The organism is Pseudomonas sp. s4 (assembly GCF_046764235.1).
Lineage (GTDB): Bacteria > Pseudomonadota > Gammaproteobacteria > Pseudomonadales > Pseudomonadaceae > Aquipseudomonas > Aquipseudomonas asiatica.
This window is the reverse complement of the sequence record NZ_CP177209.1, coordinates 3,005,501-3,020,578: the sequence shown is the minus strand read 5'-3', so window position 1 is coordinate 3,020,578 and position 15,078 is coordinate 3,005,501. Positions and strand designations below refer to the sequence as shown.

Genomic DNA, 15,078 nt, shown 5'->3' with positions numbered 1-15,078 from the left:
TAGAAATGGCAATTTTCTGGCAAGACATAATCAAGAGTTATGGCTTGCCAAGCCTGCGAACGAGGGTAAAATGGCCTGAAAGACGGTACAAACGGGACAGCAGAGCCACTTGAGGCTCGAAACGAGGAATGAGCGTGGTCAGCAAGGCAGATCGGTACCTGGAGGCAAGCGTTCGGGAGAACACCTCGAAGAGCTATGCGGCTGCCCTCACCCATTTCGAAGTAACCTGGGGTGGATACCTGCCCACCACTACAGAGTCAGTAGTGCGGTACATCGCTGAGTACGCTGACCAGCTGGCGCTCAGCACGCTCAAACAGCGCCTGGCTGCGCTCGCGAACTGGCACCAAAGCAATGGATTCCCCGACCCCACGAAAGCCCCCAAGGTCAGGCAGTTGCTGAAAGGCATCCGGGCACTACACCCGACTCAGCAGAAGCAGGCAGCCCCACTAGCGTTGCTGCATCTCGAAAAGGCTGTAGCCCATCTCGAAGGAGAGATTGTCCAGGCGAGAGCCGCTGGAAACATGGGCGCCGCCATGAAAGCAACTAGGGATATCGCCCTTCTCACTATCGGTTTCTGGAGGGGCTTTCGCGGAGATGAGCTGTCTAGGCTGACGATCGAAAACACGCATGCCGAGCGCTATGTCGGCATCAGGTTCTATCTCGGATCAAGCAAAGGAGACCGGCAGAACATCGGTCGTGAGTACAAAACGCCATCGCTGAGTAAGCTGTGCCCTGTAGAGGCCTACCTCAACTGGATCGAGGCTGCTGGCCTCACCCGCGGTGGTGTGTTTCGTGGAATTGATCGCTGGGGAAACATCAGTGATCGACCGCTTGCTGCTCATAGCCTGATCCCACTCCTTCGCGACACTTTGGCGCGATGCGGCCTCCCATCCCAAATCTATAGCGCCCATTCGATCAGGCGCGGATTTGCCACGTGGGCAGCAAGCTCAGGCTGGGATATCAAGACTCTGATGGAATACGTCGGGTGGAGCGACATGAAATCGGCGCTTCGATATGTTGAGCCGGCTCAACAGTTTGGCGGCCTCATCAGGAAGCTGGAGGGATGAGCACGGGTTACCGCGTAGTGCCGTTGATTAACATCACCCTGTACGACCCAGGCCTCAGTTGATGGCCTGCTCATTCACGGCCATGATGACCTGAACGCAACGCCATAAGCTTCGAACCCCAGTCTTGGCCATTCGAGAAGTAATCGTTTGGGTAGATCGCTGAAAGGGCGCGCTGCTTTTTCGTCGAGATGATGTCTGCATACTACGGCCTGAGAGCCTGGCGCCTGAGGAACTCCTGGTAATTCTGAATGCCGTAGCAGGGCTACCGGGTAGCCAAACTTGAGCTTCAAATGTGCCCCCGAGCCGCCATGCGATGACCAGCAATCTCTATAACCCGGCCATGCAAGCTGCGCTCAGCGAGACTGTTGCCATGAAGGTTATGCCAGTAGGCCAGCCTGTCAGTGCCATGGTTACCGTGGATGAACCATACCTCAGTGATGTCAAGAATCGGTCGCAGGATCATGTCCAAGGGCAAACTGCACTCGAGGTCACCGAGGAAGACCATAGCCTCGGGAGGATGGAGCGTCACCAGCCGGATCACATGATCAAAGCCCCGTGAACATCACCGAGAAACCAAATCACTCCTTAGATCTTGTGCAGTCTGGACGTCTTGTCAATTCCCCATCAAGCAGGGCTGAAATGAATTACTTCATTCACAGCCTAACTGGGCTTCAGTTTCAGTAGGTACCGTAGAGGCGCTATTGAGGATGCCACACCCACTCACCTTGGTTCGTATTAATCGCAACCTCTACGACATCACAACGGCGATATTCAATGTTGTACTTGTAAGTGATCGTTTTCCCAAAGGGCAAGCTAATCGGTTTCTTCGGATTGCCCATCGACTCAGAGCACTGATTACGGTTTACTACAACACTGTTGATTACCAATCCCTCCGAGACGCCCACGATATTCACGGTGCGATAGGGAGTCCTGACAGTGCCATACTGGAAAAGATAATCGCCGACATCCACCTTCACGGGAGCTGTCTTTGACTGAGACGCTGCAACTGAAGGAGCTCCTTGCATATCGGGTGAAGGGACGCTCAGACCTACGAGCCCTGCTGACGTTAGGACGTTTGAGGCTCTAATGGTTTCCGACTTGCAGTCATAATGTCCCGTCTCCGTGCCGAGAGAATTCATCTGAGTAAAGTAGGCCTTCTGTTTCCCAGTATCCTTTTCGTACCCGACCGCAACAGCCCCTTCGATATCTTCATCGGTTCCGCGTAGAACGAAAGACTCCACCCCCTGAGGACTGCGATTCAGAAAAATCTGCACCCCTCCAGCAGGAGCGTTCAGCTTTATCACGCTTCCACCTTCATCAGGGTCGTCATCTGGCGCTAAAAATTCAATGTATGCAGTATCATTGACATGACTGAGGGTCATTACATCCCCACTATCGAGCGTGCATTGCAGGTCAAAGTTTTCATTCGCCTGAGCCGCAGGCATGAAGCCTGATGCGAGCATTAACGCAGCAACGACTTCCTTCATGATTCTTCCTTCCTTAGATTTTCAGCGTTGGTAATTGAGTCCAGAACCGTATAGGTACGCTAGATTCTCGATAGATGGCCTATTGCCACAGCCACCTAAGTCTAAGCTGGTATGGTATATCGATGAAAGGGTGGCGAGAGGCAGAAGTCGAAGGAGGCCCAACGTTCGCTCGTGAACCGTACATGGCATTTTAGGCTGGTCACCTGCCTTGACGTGCGCTCCTTAAGCGCTCCACCCACCACAGAACAGCCGGCTTCTGCAGCGATATCTACCGGGGCTAAGCAGATGCGGAGGAAGCTGGTAAAGAGTTGTTCAATTGACAGGGAGTCTGGGCATGCCACCCAACCCCGGTTATCTCACCCTGCTATAGATAGGAAGCCGTGATACAACGTCTGCTGCACACCTCACAAGGACACGCTAATCATGAAAGAGCTACGGACAGCCGCTGAAGTGCTTGAACGCCTTAGCCACAACCAGGACGCGTTGCGCGCCGCAGTCGAAGAGCTAGCCAAATGGGTTGGTGATAGAGGAACCAACAGCGTGGTTGGGAATGTAAACGGAGCCTTGGCAACCCTTGATGACAACATTGATGCGGTGCGGCAAGGAATCTCGGATTTAGTAGCGGCGAGCGTAAGGCCGTAAACGGGCCCCTTGAAGCTAGCCGATACAGTGCTGAGACTGATTGGGAGTCGAAATGATATCTGGAAAAGTGCAAATGCAAGCGGTGCCTGATCGCAATCAGAACAGGCAATGCTGGATGCTCTTTATGGGATGATCCGGAAGTAGCATTTTGCTCAAATCCCTCTTCACGACCAGAACGCCCCTCTCGAAAATGCCACGGCTTCGTCAGGTGCTCCGTCCACAAGGACATCAACCCCATGACCGCTATCATTCGTTTCCCTTGGCCTCTGCCATGGGTGCCGGCCATCGCTCCTTGCAGCCTGATCTCTGGCAGCGCACACCCACGGGCACCAGCTCGGCCGGCTCCGGACGGTAGGCTGCTACCCAAATCTCCCCATACAAGCCGCCCGCCATGCCGCACGCGGGCTCCCCATTGTCGAGCACCACATGGAAACGCAAGAGCGGGCGCCGTTCTGCATGATCGTTGAAGTTGGGAGAACGGTAGGCGGCTAGCACGGGCGCGGTTTCCCGCTGTTCGATTTTCATGGGGCTGGCTCCTATTGTTAAGGGCAGTGTAGACAAGCGAACCGCCGAGTTTGCGCTGGCAAGATTGAGTTAGTCGAAATCATCGCCGTTTCGCCTGAAACGTAACCCCCGCCCCCAGACCAATGAAAAAGGCCGCATCGCTGCGATGCCTTGACTTCATTTATGCCGGTAAGAGGAATCCCCCACCGACCTTCTCATTACGAATTTGAAGGGACACATTAGTCCTGAGGAGATTCGATTCGAAAAATTTCAGCCACACATTACAGCGATGACATCAACACCAAATAGATTCGCCCAATGTCATTGCAGTATCGCTTCAACATCCTGTAGCGGCGCTGCAGCCAACCATCACCCTTCAAGAATGATGCAGGATCAGCGATGAACTATCCGACTAACTGAAGGCTTTCATTGCCGTGTCACAAGTAGAACAAGCTGGCGACAGGTGCTTCCTGGAAACTCTCCCTCTAGCCCTTCGCGGTATCGCGGTGCATCACGCCCATTGAGAAAGCCCCCATTAGGGGGCTTTAGCAAACTACAGGTGGAGCGCGTCACTGGGCGAGCCAGCCTTCCACTACATCGGCGCCGTACTGGGCTTTCCATTCCTTCAGCAGCTTGTGATTGCCGCCTTTGGTCTCAATGATTTCGCCGTTATGCGGGTTCTTGTACTGCTTCACTTGGCGGGCGCGGCGCGGGGCCTTTTCAACTGCTGCAGGAGCAGAGGCACGACGGTTTGCTTGCGGATCCAGGACGTTGATGACGTGACGCAGATTGAAGCCGTACTCGGCCAGCAGGTCACGCAGTTTGGTCTCAAAAGCGATTTCTTGCTGCAGCTCAGAGCTACCCTTCAATGCTTCCAGCTCAGCCAGCTGGGCAGCCAATTGCTGCTCAAGTTGACGGAACTCTGCCAGACGAGACATAGGTAATCCTCAATACGATTAGTAGGAAACAGACTGACATCCTATACCATCAAGGGCTGTTTTGTTTGCCTCGGTATAGCCTTCATCCGTCGAGAAGCTCATCCAGGGTAACGAATGTTGCTCCACCATTTTCAGCCATGGCCAATCGTTTGCAATCCTGCCTGCATGAGGCCTTTGGGTGGCATGCGTGATTGGCACCTACACTTCGTTCTTCTTCCCCTAAGATCGGAGCACGACGATGCAGCTATCCACCGATTCTGTTGAAAATGTTCAACCTACACTGAGCTTGGACAGCGTCCGGTTTACGCATTGCCAGCTATCCTCGCAGGGCAAGTCTATTGCAGTGAGTCACTCCTGCTCTACCACAATGCCTGAGCATTATTCATGAGTGAAATCACTACCATCCCCTCTGATGATGTATCTGAGCTTCAGCATATCGTGCAGCGCAAGCTCGGACGCTGCCTGTTGCGCTTGCAACAATACGAACGGCAGCTGAAAGCCATGGTCGCGCATGGTGAGTTGAGTGGCCCTGCAGATCAGTTGCAGACCATCCGGGAGCAGAAGATCACACACACCCAGAAGAAGACCATGGGCACGTTGGTCGGGATGCTGATCGAAAGCTTTCTGACCTCGTCGCTTCCAAATGAGGAAAAATCACAGACGGAAAGCGATGCCAATGTGCAGACCTGGTTCAGCTATCGATGCCAGATGGAAATGCCAGCCGAGTACTATGAGGCAACGAAGGCCACCCTCAAGGAGTTGGTCGACTTGCGCAATGAACTGGTTCACCACTTTCTTGAGCGTTTCGATCTCTGGTCTGAATCAGGCTGCCAGGCAGCGGATGGCTTTCTGGAGGAAAGCTACGAGGCTATCAATCGGCATTACCTCAATCTGCAATGCTGGGCCAAAGCCATGGATAAGGCACGAACTGAAATGGCTTCGATTGTACAGAGCCAAGCATTTTCAGATGTGCTCGACGGCATCCACGCGGATGGTTCAGTCAGTTGGCCTGACAGTGGGATAGGCCGCTGTTTACGGGAAGCAGAAACCAAGCTTGCCGAAGATGGCTGGACTCGACTGAATGCAGCCATCCGCTGGATTGGTAGTACTGATTCAGAGCAGACACCCAAGCGCTACGGTTGCAGCAGTTGGAGGCATGTCCTGCACGAATCGCAGCAGTTCGAAATACGAAAATCCCAAGCTGGTGATGAGCATACTGTCGTCTGGTATCGCAGTAAGGCCAACTGAATGGACAACTAAATCGTCCCTCCTTTTGTAACCGCGCTGAACGACGGCGTCTGATCGATAGCTGCCAGTCGTGGATGACCGTGGCGAAATTGACGACACCCTTCACTGGTAGCTCGGGCAAGAACTGAGGCCGCCCCTCAAAGGTCGTGGCTTGAATCGACCGCTGCGGTTGAGTGCGTAGTCTTCAGGCCAGGTCAAGCATAGATTCCCGTTACCTATCCCAAGCCCGGAATGTCAGGCATTATCGAGCCAGATCGCTATGGCGATTTGCCAGCGGACTAGGTGAGGCGGAGGATAAGGATGAAAGACTCATTTTCACGGCGTAACGGTTTCTCGCAGGTCGATAAAGCCGAAATCACTGTCCGGGAAGACGCACCGCAAGCGCTGCAGGAGTATCTGATTCAATTGAGCTACGAATGTGGTCTCAAGCCATCAGATCTGCGCCAAATCATCTGCCAGACATTGAAGGTCTTGCCCGACAAGCAGAACTGGAGTGAGAGGCCCAATATCCACGAGGAAAACGTTCAGCGGCTTGAGCAGTGCAAGTGGTTCAAGGTGTATGACGTCATTGAGCGGCTCGATGATTACCTCGGCAACCGTAACTATGACTCTGGCGTGTACGAGCACTTCACTACTGAGCTGAACGAGTTCTTCATTGAGCACGGCATAGGGTGGAAGCTGCTGGATGGTCGCATCGAAATCCGTGGCTCTGAATCCTTTGAACAGGTTTTGACCTCGGCGAAAGAAACTGAGCATCAACATGGGCACGTCACGGCCAGCAAGGAATTGCACCAGGCGATTGCTGATCTTTCACGCCGACCGTCTCCAGACCCGACGGGGGCGATACAGCATGCCATGGCGTCGCTGGAGTGCGTCGCTCGGCAGGTCACTGGCGACCAACAAGCGACCCTCGGGAAGATCATGAATGATTCCCGAACACTGATTCCAGCGCCATTGGATCAGGCTGTCATCAAAACCTGGGCGTATGCCTCGGAGTTCGGGCGGCACATCCAGGAAGGGCGTGAGCCGTCTTTCGAAGACGCAGAGCTCGTAGTTGGCCTGTGCGCCTCGGTCAGCAGCTATTTGATCAAGAAATCGAAGTGACTTCAGAGGCTCACAAGATGATCTGGCAGAGCTGGTACTGGAAACAACCGCTGCTAAAGATGGCAGATCGTCTTGAGCACCTCAAAACGGCCAGTGCCCTGTCTGATGAAGAACTTGCCCAGGTGGAACGCGACATCTTTATTGGCTTCTATTCCGTCAGGAAGCTCCTAGAGGCCCCTGTCAAGATCACCGACAAGACCCGCCACCGTTCTATCGCACTTCATAAGCATCCAAACCTGAAGCGCGTGACATGGCGTAACAACCACCGCCTAGATGAGCTCTACGACCTCTCCAAGGCCAGTCAGGAGGGGCGAGACGTTATGTTTGTTTGCGGGCGGATCATTCATAGCTTCGTTTTCGCGCCATGTATGTCTGAGGGGCGCGGACTGGATGGGGCATTCTTCAGCTCAGATCTCGACAAGGATAAATGCCTGTACTTCATCAGTATCGATGAGGTGATTTCGTTATTTCGCCAGGTTGGGAATGATGACCCTTGCGACATTAAGTGGTCTCGTGACCCTGAGACAGGAAAAGAGACGCTTATCGTGAAGTGACCGCAGTGATAAGTGCTAGGTGGACGGGGAGTTCAGTCGATCGCGTAACGGCGGTCGATGGATGGTGCTGCACCCGTTGACTAATTGCCTGGGAGGCACGGCTACCGGGCGAGAAATACGTTCCTTAGATAACTAGCAGCAGGAAGATGATGTGATAGGGAATATTTTCAACATTTTTTCCCGCAGGAAGGAAAACCAGGCAGCAGTCAGAAAGCCGCTGACCCCAGGCTTCAGGCAACGGACGCTCATGCTGCTACGTGATGCGGGTGGCGGGGGTCTATTTGTAACCCTTGAGCATCTCCATGGAAAATTGACCTACTTGGTAGGCCGGGTCTCATTGAGTCAACGGCAGGGATTATCTCCACATGAAGATACCCTGCAGTTCCTAACCACGTGCAGCGATGCCCACTTTCTCGATGCAGTGGAGTACATCCTGCAGGCAGACGCACATATGTGCCTGGGCGGGCGGCAAGTGGACGTCGTGACTCGATTGAACGAGTTCTTAAGCATCGATGACCTGCCTTTGTCACCAAACAGGTCTGGGAGCCTTGGCAGGGCGAAGATTTCCGCAGTAGCCAGACAATAAGGCTTCTTGAGGAATCGAAGGTGATCCTCAAAGACAGTCAGGTGATCCATGAAACGGCAATTGAGCCGGCACTTCAGTTGCTCCGGCAACCCGCATTTCGCTATGCCAACACCGAGTTCATGGCCGCGCTTGAAGACTACAGGCATCGGAAATTCGGTGACTGTGTCACCAAGTGCAACGCCAGTTATGAGAGCGTCATGAAAGTGATCTGCGGCCAGAAGCGTTTCGGCTACAGCGAGGGCGATAGCACTGCAAAGCTTTTGAGAACCATCATGGCTCAGACACAGATGGAGGGCTTTTGGGAGACACCGCTGATGGTTGTGGGCACGCTTCGCAACAAGCTGAGCTCAGCCCATGGCGCAGGAGAAAACGCGAAGGTAGTGCCTGAGCATATCGCTAGGTATGCGATGAACCTGACGGCCTCAGCTATCGTGTTCCTTCACGATCAGGCCTACTCAGGCAAGTAGGCCCTGAATGTCCTGCCAGGGTACTGGGGCCAGGATCTGTGCGCGGATTGGGGCTCCGATCTAGGCAGGCTCGGGGTCTGGTGGGCAGTGATCACATCGCACAGCCTTGTTGATGTAGGTAAGCCTTCGAGCTATAGGCCTGGTGCTCACGGATCGAGATCAGGTGAGCCACAGCGTTCCGGATTTTCTGAGTGAGCGTCATCTCCCCCCATCACCTATCGGATCTGAACACCAAATAACACGCAACGGGCTGCTACGCTGAGACGTACTGAAAGATAAGGCGTTTAGCCACCACGGCCACAACGAGGTGTTTATGTGCAACGCATGGAATCACCCCAAAAATTGTACCTGCGGCTGGGGCGGGGAAGGACACTCGGGGCATTCGGGGCATTCGGGGCATTCGGGGCATTCGGGGTATTCGGGGTATTCAGGGCGTTCACCCTTTTTCAATTTCATGCCCGCTACGCAAAACTGGTGGCCACGTGCGCTGACGAGCACATACGACAGCTACGTCAATCCCAATGCCAGCTGCCCCGTGTGCGGCACGGCGGTATTTTTTTACCAATCGCCCAGTGGTGGCCGGGTCTTCTTCGACGAGCTTGGCCCGCCTTGGCCCAAGCACCCGTGTACAGACAACGCCAGCCGCCCCGGACAACTCGCTTCTGCCCCGAGCGCCAGCAACGGCGCGGCCAGCTATGCTCGGCAACCTTCCGGCTGGCAGGCTTCCGGTATCAAGTCGAGCATTGGCATCGACAAAGACGTCCACCCGCCTACAGACAACACCAGTCGCCCCGAAAAACTCGATGCTGCCCCGAACGCCAGCACCGAAGCGGCCAGCTATGCTTGGCAACGTTCAGGCTGGCAGCCGTTCGCTATCAAGTCGATCATCGGCATCGACAAGGACTTTCTCAAGATCACGGGAATCCTGGATCACCAGCGTATTTGCCTCTACATCCAGCGGCTAGTCGAACACCATTTACACACTCAGGCATTTTCCGAGAAAAGCCTGGCCATGGTTAAAGCCAACCCCGACACCAGCCAGCAGCTGTCGATCCTTCTGCCCCATGGGGTGCCGATCACCCTCAGCGCCTTCCTGCTGCTAGCGGATGCGCGAAGTGACCTGAGTCAGCGGATTCAGGCGAAGAAAGCCCAAACCAGCGGCGCCCATTCCACCGTCGCGGCGCAGTCGAGCAAACGCCCGAGCACCCTCAGCCGTCAGCCAAACCGCCTCCCCCCGCCACCTCCTGGCAAGACGACGATGGCCCTTGCCTTCAGGAGGGCGCAAGAAAAGAAAGACAACACCTAAGCCCGCTCATCGCTCTACGCGTAATTGGCGATTAGGTTAAATCGCCCCCCACAGTGATCCGCCGCCTGGTAAAGCAGAAGGGGCAAGGTGCCTCCATCGAGCAGGCCAGAGAAGCTGCCAAGGCAACCGCCAGCTTTGCTGGGCCTATGCGAAAACATGCTTGATCATATAGGTGTTCACACGCTGCTTGACATCGACAGCTGCGCTCGACTCTTCGATACGCACCGTCATCTGGTGCACTACACCTCGGCGTTGCGCTATCCAGTTTTTGTAGACGGTCTGAACTACAGCGGCAGCCCAGCCATGCTCAGTCGCTCCAGCTTGCGGCGCCAGGTTGAAACCCACTTGGCGGAAGAGATCAGAGTCTTGGGCCCGCAATGTTTGTAAGTACCGCTCGGGCCGAAGGTGGCGGAGGTCTTCCAGCATTTGCAGGCCAAAGGCCTGCTGAAAGCCGAACAAATTCTTGATGGGCTCCCTCACCCATCTGGCGCTAATGCAGAGCGCATCAGCTATTTCGTCGGCAGAAAACCCCGAGATGAGCTGTCGACTCAAACCAATCCGATAGTGTTGGACAGCGCCAAATCCAAGATCTTGGACAAGCTGGCGAAGCTCCAGGCGCTGGAGCGCTTTTAATCGGAAGGAGGGGGTTCCCCCTGCTGTAGATCTTAGTCACCGCCTGGGGTGGGGCGGCAATTCCCCCCCCCTCTCTCTTGCTGGGCTTGCCCAGCTTACTGCTCAGCAGTACAGCGGCTCTGGTCTTCAGTAGCCGCTTTTTTCTGTGCTCGTTTCGGCTCTGTCCAATCTAGCAATCGCGTCTTCATTTACAGTACACCGTCCATAATTCATCAATCCGTGTGGTAAAGCTCTGACTCATCATCTCCCGTCGCATGCCCCACTACGGGTCGACCGGGACGCTCGACAAACGCATCGTCCCCCTACCCCATCGTCCATTCACAGCATCAAGCACTCCCATGAGCTTTTCGCTCGTCGCGGTCTGGGCAGCAGCGAATAGGTCACCGGTGATCTCGTTCCGCTTACTGAGGTCAAGTAGCAGCACCTCGGCTTTGCTGTAACGAAAGCCTTCCTGATACACGCGTTCCATACCCTCCTGGGCTGCATTTGTCAGCAAACGCGCGTCATCTGTTGGGTATAGCAAACCGGCACGCGATTCGACGTCCGAGGGCAACGCAAGCCTGAGGCTCGACGATTAGGGCCTCTGCGAAAAGCGTGGTGAAGAAACTACCGCCCGGTAAGCGGGATCTGATCTATAAGGTGATCGACAGCCGGACTCCACTGGAGTTGGTGAACTCTCTGGCGCAGCACCTGGATGACTGATCTAGTGTTTCTCTGTAGAGGCCGCCCCACCGCCAGATGCGCACCCGGGAGTTGCACGAAGGAACGACTTTGTTGGCGCTGATGCGACATTGATCAGAGCTGCCGAAAATCATTGGCCCATTCGAATGCCAGTAAGTTATGGCCGTGCTCGGGATTTCAGAATTGCACATGGGTCAGCTAAATCAGCAATCTGGGATAAAATCGCTTCAGCGCTAACAGCCTCTTCACCTCCCCCGTTTTCAGGCAGAGCTACCAGCCGCTACTGTGGCCTTATCTGTTTATGAGCAATCTTGGCCCAGTACCTGATCGATGGTTTTACTGGAAGCGTGGTGTCATGCGCGAGCCGCTCTATGAATGAGAGCACGAGGTCGAAGGTACCCATCTCCCTGGATCGCGCGGCGACGTCCTCAGGATTTCTGAAAACTGAGATTCCCGCGATGTTTGTAGAAGAGATCTGTCCACTCGCTGTCCATAGGATGTGGGCCGCATGAGCTGAAGCATATCGCTCCTTGTCCTTTGGTTTCGTGTCTCTGGATCCACACTCAATCCCTAGCACAGACTCATCGAACAGGCCTTGAAGGGTGTCGGAGACCATCCTCATCTGGTTAGCGGAGGTGCGCAAAAAAGGCTTCTTCTCAAAAATGTCTTCCTCGTATAGCTCAGGCGCTCGGTCGCTCGGCTCGGGAATTGTGACTTCCGGCTTCGACTCGCTTGTGCTCACACTAGGAAGAGGTACGGGCGCCTCAGGCAGGCCTCTAGCTTTCCAGTTTTCCTTGGCAGTTGCCAAATCAGTTTCTGCTACCTCAGCCGCTTTTTCCCAAGTGCTCCGGAACCAGTCCAAGACTTGCTTGTACTCATCGCGCTCAGGGTCGAGCAACACCCCGGCTTCAGTCCAGCCCAATGCCTGCCCCTCGAACCCGAGAGCAGCATCAGAGAAGTTGGCTGACCCCACGATAGCGCCCGCATTGGAAACAACTACCTTGGCATGCAGTCGGCTAGATTGCCTCATGCGGATGCCAGGCTGCGCCATTATGCGTTCTACAGCATAAGGGTTGGTTCCAGGGTGACTCAGATTGCAAATCAGCCTGCCGGCTCCTTGGCGGGGTATCAGAGCTTCTGAGCCATTACCCCAGAAAGCGACTGCCACGCCGTAATCGGCATCGGGGGCCTGAATGAGATTTTTGATTGCCGACAAAATTTGTTCGCGACTTCCCAAGAACATTGAGCAGACTCCTTCCGTTGGCAATGGTATTGCAACTCTCCCAGATTGGAGCGGGAGAGCGGCGGAGGTGATCAGGGCCCGCTGATTGAATAATCGGACGGCACCCTACGGAAATATTGGTACCTAAATGACGTCAGCCACCAGAGGTAGGATAGGCCACTTAGCCACCACGCGTAACCGCAACTAGCAACCGTCCTTTATCCGCATTCTGGGAAGTGCGCCCTTGCCTGTAATGCAAAAACCAATGAAGGCCTGCTCACCTTGGCTTGGAGGCGGCCACCATCGATTTTTTAAACTGGATCATTCCTATGCCTATCACCTTATCCTGGTGTGTGAGCTATTAGGTCGGATAGAGTCATGATGAGGCCATCAATACTGTTGCTTCAATCTCTTCGAGTTCTGCGACGGCACTGCTTAGCTCTAAGTTTGCACGTTCGACAAGATCGGCCGGCAGCTCTTTCTGGACAGACACACCCAGGTCTTTAAACTCAGCAGCTTGTTTGATCAGGTTCCCTTTTCCGATGTACAACTGACCGAAGGCCTTGTCGTAACTTTCACGAGCTCTGTTCAATTGGTTGCCTACCCCCTGCATGCTGGTCAGGAAGCCATTGAGCTTGTTGTAAAACTTCTCAGCTCGGTTGGCCAGTTCAGCTGTGTGCTTGTTCTGATCTTCGAAGCGCCACAGCTGGCGGACGATGTTAAGACTGGTCAACAGCGTGGTGGGCGTGGCGACCAGCACGTTACGTTCGATAGCCCGCTGGAACAGGGTTTCGTCGTACTTAAGGGCTTCGACGTAGGCGGACTCGATCGGAATAAACATAATCACCACCTCGGGTGAGTTCAGGCCAGGCAGCTTGAAATAATCTCGATCGGCCAACTCATTGACCCGGTCACTCACCGCCTTCGTATGGGCCTCCAACGCTTGAACGCGCTCCAAATCGTTATCGGCGTTTACATACTGGGTGTAGGACATTAACGACGTCTTGGCATCGATGATCAGATGCTGTTTTTGTGGCAGGTAGACGATCGCATCGGGACGTTGTCGGCCCTCTTCAGTGGTGAAACTGACTTCCCGTTTGTAGTCGATACCGAGTCGCAGGCCTGAATTGTCCAGTACGTTCTCCAGCATCAGCTCACCCCAGTTTCCCTGCACCTTCTTCTGGCCTTGCAGGGCGGTAGTCAGCTTATCGGCTTGGTCGGTGATTTCCTTGTTGAGCGTTTGTAGGTTCTTCAGCTCGGTTCTGAGCTCGATGCGCTGCTCCGCATCTTTAGCATGAATGTCCTCCACCTTCGCCTTAAAGCCTTTCATTTCAGTATGAAGTGGGTTGAGCAAGTTGGTAATGCTCTCCTGGTTCAGCTCTTTAAACGCCTTGCCTTTGCGCTCCAGAACCTCATTGGCGAGGCGTTCGAACTCCTTGGTTAATTCCTCCCGATTCTCCTGCAGCAGCTTCAACTGCGCGTCAAAGTGTTGCTGCTTTTCAGCCAAGGAAATTTTAAGTTGACCATGGGAGTTGTCCAGTTCCGCATATCGGTCTTGTGTGGTCTTCAATTCGATCTTGGACTGCTCCCACCACGTTTTGTAGTTGGTTAACGCCTCCTGCTTTTCTTCCAGTTGCGTCTGCGCCTTTTTTAGTGTCTCGCGGATCTCAGCCAGTTGAGCAGCGGTATGCTTTTGCGCCGCATCGGCGGTTGCCAGCTTTTCATCAAGCTGCGTGATGCGCTGATCCTTCTCTTCGATACGCTCCTTGGAGGTCGTACTGTAAGCTACAATTTGCTCTTTCAACTTGTTCGCGGCTTCCTGTGCCGTAGCTCCGACCTCACGAGCCTGCTTTTCTGTCTGACGCAGGGTCTCGAGTTCGGCTTTCTGGGCAACCCAATCACGTTCAAAACGCTCTTGAACAACCTGTTTCTCTTCCAGCTGGGTCTGGGCTTTCTTCAGTGCCTCTCGACTTTCGGACAGCAGCTTCGCTGTGTTAGTTTGTTGCAACTCTGCGGCGACTTGCTTTTGATCCAGCCCTGAAATGCGTTGATCCTTCTCTTCGAGGCGCTCTTTGAAGGCGGTACTATTACTGGCTAACTGGTCTTGCAGCTTGACGGCCGCTTCTTGTGCTTTCGAACTTGTCTCTTTGGCCGCTTGTTCGGATTGTCGCAAGCGATCTATCTCAGCTTGCTGGGTGACAATATCACCCTCAAGACGGTCAATCCGTGCCTTACCGCTATCCCGTTCAGTTTCCAATCGTGCGTAAGCAATATCCAGTGCTGCTTTCTCTCCAGACAGGCTGCCAAGTGTGGCCTGATGTTCCGCCAACTCTGCCTGAACTCGCGTCAGATCGGCCTGTGTCACTTCCAGCTCAATCTGGAGCTGCTGGTTGTTGCGCTGGGCACGCCAACTGGCGATCACCCAGGCCACGATGAAGGTCAGCAATGGCGATATGATGAGAACCACCAAATTTTCCATATCCACTCTCCTACATCAAAGTTGTAATTATTTAAGGCGAATGAGGTCTCAGGCCTTTAGCGTAGCTCACCCCAAGGATAAAAAATGTTCTACAGGATGCTGAGGGACGTCGCGCTTGATACACGAATGACGAGAGCCCGCAATCAAACCTGAAACGGAA

Annotated in this window: 14 protein-coding genes and 1 pseudogene; 9 read left to right on the top strand and 6 right to left on the bottom strand. The window is 54.2% G+C overall.

Features of this window, described 5'->3' with window-relative positions:
* Nucleotides 1-128: 128 nt before the first annotated feature.
* Both ACK56M_RS14215 and ACK56M_RS14210 read left to right on the top strand, forming a co-directional pair.
* Nucleotides 129-1,067: a tyrosine-type recombinase/integrase gene (locus ACK56M_RS14215; protein ID WP_054889904.1), complete on the top strand. Its 939-nt coding sequence runs from the start codon at nucleotides 129-131 to the stop codon at nucleotides 1,065-1,067.
* A 313-nt stretch (nucleotides 1,068-1,380) separates the two neighbouring features.
* Nucleotides 1,381-1,626: a hypothetical protein gene (locus tag ACK56M_RS14210; RefSeq protein ID WP_054889905.1), complete on the top strand. Its 246-nt coding sequence runs from the start codon at nucleotides 1,381-1,383 to the stop codon at nucleotides 1,624-1,626.
* A gap of 139 nt (nucleotides 1,627-1,765) precedes the next feature.
* Here the strand turns inward: ACK56M_RS14210 and ACK56M_RS14205 are convergent, their stop codons facing one another.
* Nucleotides 1,766-2,554: a hypothetical protein gene (locus ACK56M_RS14205; protein ID WP_054889906.1), complete on the bottom strand. Its 789-nt coding sequence runs from the start codon at nucleotides 2,552-2,554 to the stop codon at nucleotides 1,766-1,768.
* Between the two features lie 423 nt (nucleotides 2,555-2,977).
* On the opposite strand from ACK56M_RS14205, the gene ACK56M_RS14200 reads away from it, so the two are divergent.
* Nucleotides 2,978-3,196 (top strand): hypothetical protein, encoded by a 219-nt coding sequence (locus tag ACK56M_RS14200; protein WP_054889907.1) that lies wholly within the window; start codon nucleotides 2,978-2,980, stop codon nucleotides 3,194-3,196.
* 246 nt (nucleotides 3,197-3,442) lie between these two features.
* Here the strand turns inward: ACK56M_RS14200 and ACK56M_RS14195 are convergent, their stop codons facing one another.
* Together ACK56M_RS14195 and ACK56M_RS14190 are read right to left on the bottom strand one after the other, a co-directional pair.
* On the bottom strand, nucleotides 3,443-3,721 hold the full coding sequence (locus tag ACK56M_RS14195) for a hypothetical protein (protein WP_054889908.1): 279 nt from the start codon (nucleotides 3,719-3,721) through the stop codon (nucleotides 3,443-3,445).
* A gap of 548 nt (nucleotides 3,722-4,269) precedes the next feature.
* A complete protein-coding gene (locus ACK56M_RS14190; protein WP_054889909.1) occupies nucleotides 4,270-4,638 on the bottom strand; it encodes a histone-like nucleoid-structuring protein, MvaT/MvaU family in 369 nt (122 codons plus the stop codon).
* A 384-nt stretch (nucleotides 4,639-5,022) separates the two neighbouring features.
* On the opposite strand from ACK56M_RS14190, the gene ACK56M_RS14185 reads away from it, so the two are divergent.
* The 6 genes from ACK56M_RS14185 to ACK56M_RS14160 all read left to right on the top strand — a co-directional run bounded on the left by ACK56M_RS14185 (nucleotide 5,023) and on the right by ACK56M_RS14160 (nucleotide 10,536).
* On the top strand, nucleotides 5,023-5,886 hold the full coding sequence (locus ACK56M_RS14185; RefSeq protein ID WP_054889910.1) for an OST-HTH/LOTUS domain-containing protein: 864 nt from the start codon (nucleotides 5,023-5,025) through the stop codon (nucleotides 5,884-5,886).
* A gap of 300 nt (nucleotides 5,887-6,186) precedes the next feature.
* Nucleotides 6,187-6,990 carry an AbiJ-NTD4 domain-containing protein gene (locus ACK56M_RS14180; protein WP_054889911.1) on the top strand — a complete coding sequence of 268 codons (804 nt, stop codon included), beginning with the start codon at nucleotides 6,187-6,189 and terminating at the stop codon, nucleotides 6,988-6,990.
* Nucleotides 6,991-7,007: 17 nt separating this feature from the next.
* Entirely contained in the window at nucleotides 7,008-7,544 is a 537-nt protein-coding gene (locus tag ACK56M_RS14175) for a hypothetical protein (protein ID WP_137138338.1), read from the top strand.
* Between the two features lie 606 nt (nucleotides 7,545-8,150).
* Nucleotides 8,151-8,597, top strand: coding sequence for an abortive infection family protein (locus ACK56M_RS14170; protein ID WP_241523229.1), 447 nt, complete (start codon nucleotides 8,151-8,153; stop codon nucleotides 8,595-8,597).
* Nucleotides 8,598-8,910: 313 nt separating this feature from the next.
* On the top strand, nucleotides 8,911-9,903 hold the full coding sequence (locus tag ACK56M_RS14165; RefSeq protein ID WP_411959561.1) for a hypothetical protein: 993 nt from the start codon (nucleotides 8,911-8,913) through the stop codon (nucleotides 9,901-9,903).
* 405 nt (nucleotides 9,904-10,308) lie between these two features.
* A complete protein-coding gene (locus ACK56M_RS14160; protein ID WP_054889914.1) occupies nucleotides 10,309-10,536 on the top strand; it encodes a hypothetical protein in 228 nt (75 codons plus the stop codon).
* A gap of 184 nt (nucleotides 10,537-10,720) precedes the next feature.
* Here the strand turns inward: ACK56M_RS14160 and ACK56M_RS14155 are convergent.
* The 3 genes and pseudogenes from ACK56M_RS14155 to rmuC all read right to left on the bottom strand — a co-directional run.
* Nucleotides 10,721-11,059: pseudogene (locus ACK56M_RS14155) on the bottom strand (DUF4113 domain-containing protein); the annotation flags it as partial.
* 438 nt (nucleotides 11,060-11,497) lie between these two features.
* Nucleotides 11,498-12,460, bottom strand: a complete 963-nt coding sequence (locus tag ACK56M_RS14150) for a phospholipase D family protein (RefSeq protein WP_054889916.1) — start codon at nucleotides 12,458-12,460, stop codon at nucleotides 11,498-11,500.
* A gap of 355 nt (nucleotides 12,461-12,815) precedes the next feature.
* Nucleotides 12,816-14,918, bottom strand: a complete 2,103-nt coding sequence (gene rmuC, locus ACK56M_RS14145; protein ID WP_102083943.1) for a DNA recombination protein RmuC — start codon at nucleotides 14,916-14,918, stop codon at nucleotides 12,816-12,818.
* Nucleotides 14,919-15,078: the final 160 nt, after the last annotated feature.

Coding starts and splice junctions, on each gene's coding strand:
- ACK56M_RS14215 (WP_054889904.1), top strand. CDS start 129: ATGAGCGTGGTCAGCAAGGCAGATCGGTACCTGGAGGCAAGCGTTCGG.
- ACK56M_RS14210 (WP_054889905.1), top strand. CDS start 1,381: ATGACCAGCAATCTCTATAACCCGGCCATGCAAGCTGCGCTCAGCGAG.
- ACK56M_RS14205 (WP_054889906.1), bottom strand. CDS start 2,554: ATGAAGGAAGTCGTTGCTGCGTTAATGCTCGCATCAGGCTTCATGCCT.
- ACK56M_RS14200 (WP_054889907.1), top strand. CDS start 2,978: ATGAAAGAGCTACGGACAGCCGCTGAAGTGCTTGAACGCCTTAGCCAC.
- ACK56M_RS14195 (WP_054889908.1), bottom strand. CDS start 3,721: ATGAAAATCGAACAGCGGGAAACCGCGCCCGTGCTAGCCGCCTACCGT.
- ACK56M_RS14190 (WP_054889909.1), bottom strand. CDS start 4,638: ATGTCTCGTCTGGCAGAGTTCCGTCAACTTGAGCAGCAATTGGCTGCC.
- ACK56M_RS14185 (WP_054889910.1), top strand. CDS start 5,023: ATGAGTGAAATCACTACCATCCCCTCTGATGATGTATCTGAGCTTCAG.
- ACK56M_RS14180 (WP_054889911.1), top strand. CDS start 6,187: ATGAAAGACTCATTTTCACGGCGTAACGGTTTCTCGCAGGTCGATAAA.
- ACK56M_RS14175 (WP_137138338.1), top strand. CDS start 7,008: ATGATCTGGCAGAGCTGGTACTGGAAACAACCGCTGCTAAAGATGGCA.
- ACK56M_RS14165 (WP_411959561.1), top strand. CDS start 8,911: ATGTGCAACGCATGGAATCACCCCAAAAATTGTACCTGCGGCTGGGGC.
- ACK56M_RS14150 (WP_054889916.1), bottom strand. CDS start 12,460: ATGTTCTTGGGAAGTCGCGAACAAATTTTGTCGGCAATCAAAAATCTC.
- rmuC (WP_102083943.1), bottom strand. CDS start 14,918: ATGGAAAATTTGGTGGTTCTCATCATATCGCCATTGCTGACCTTCATC.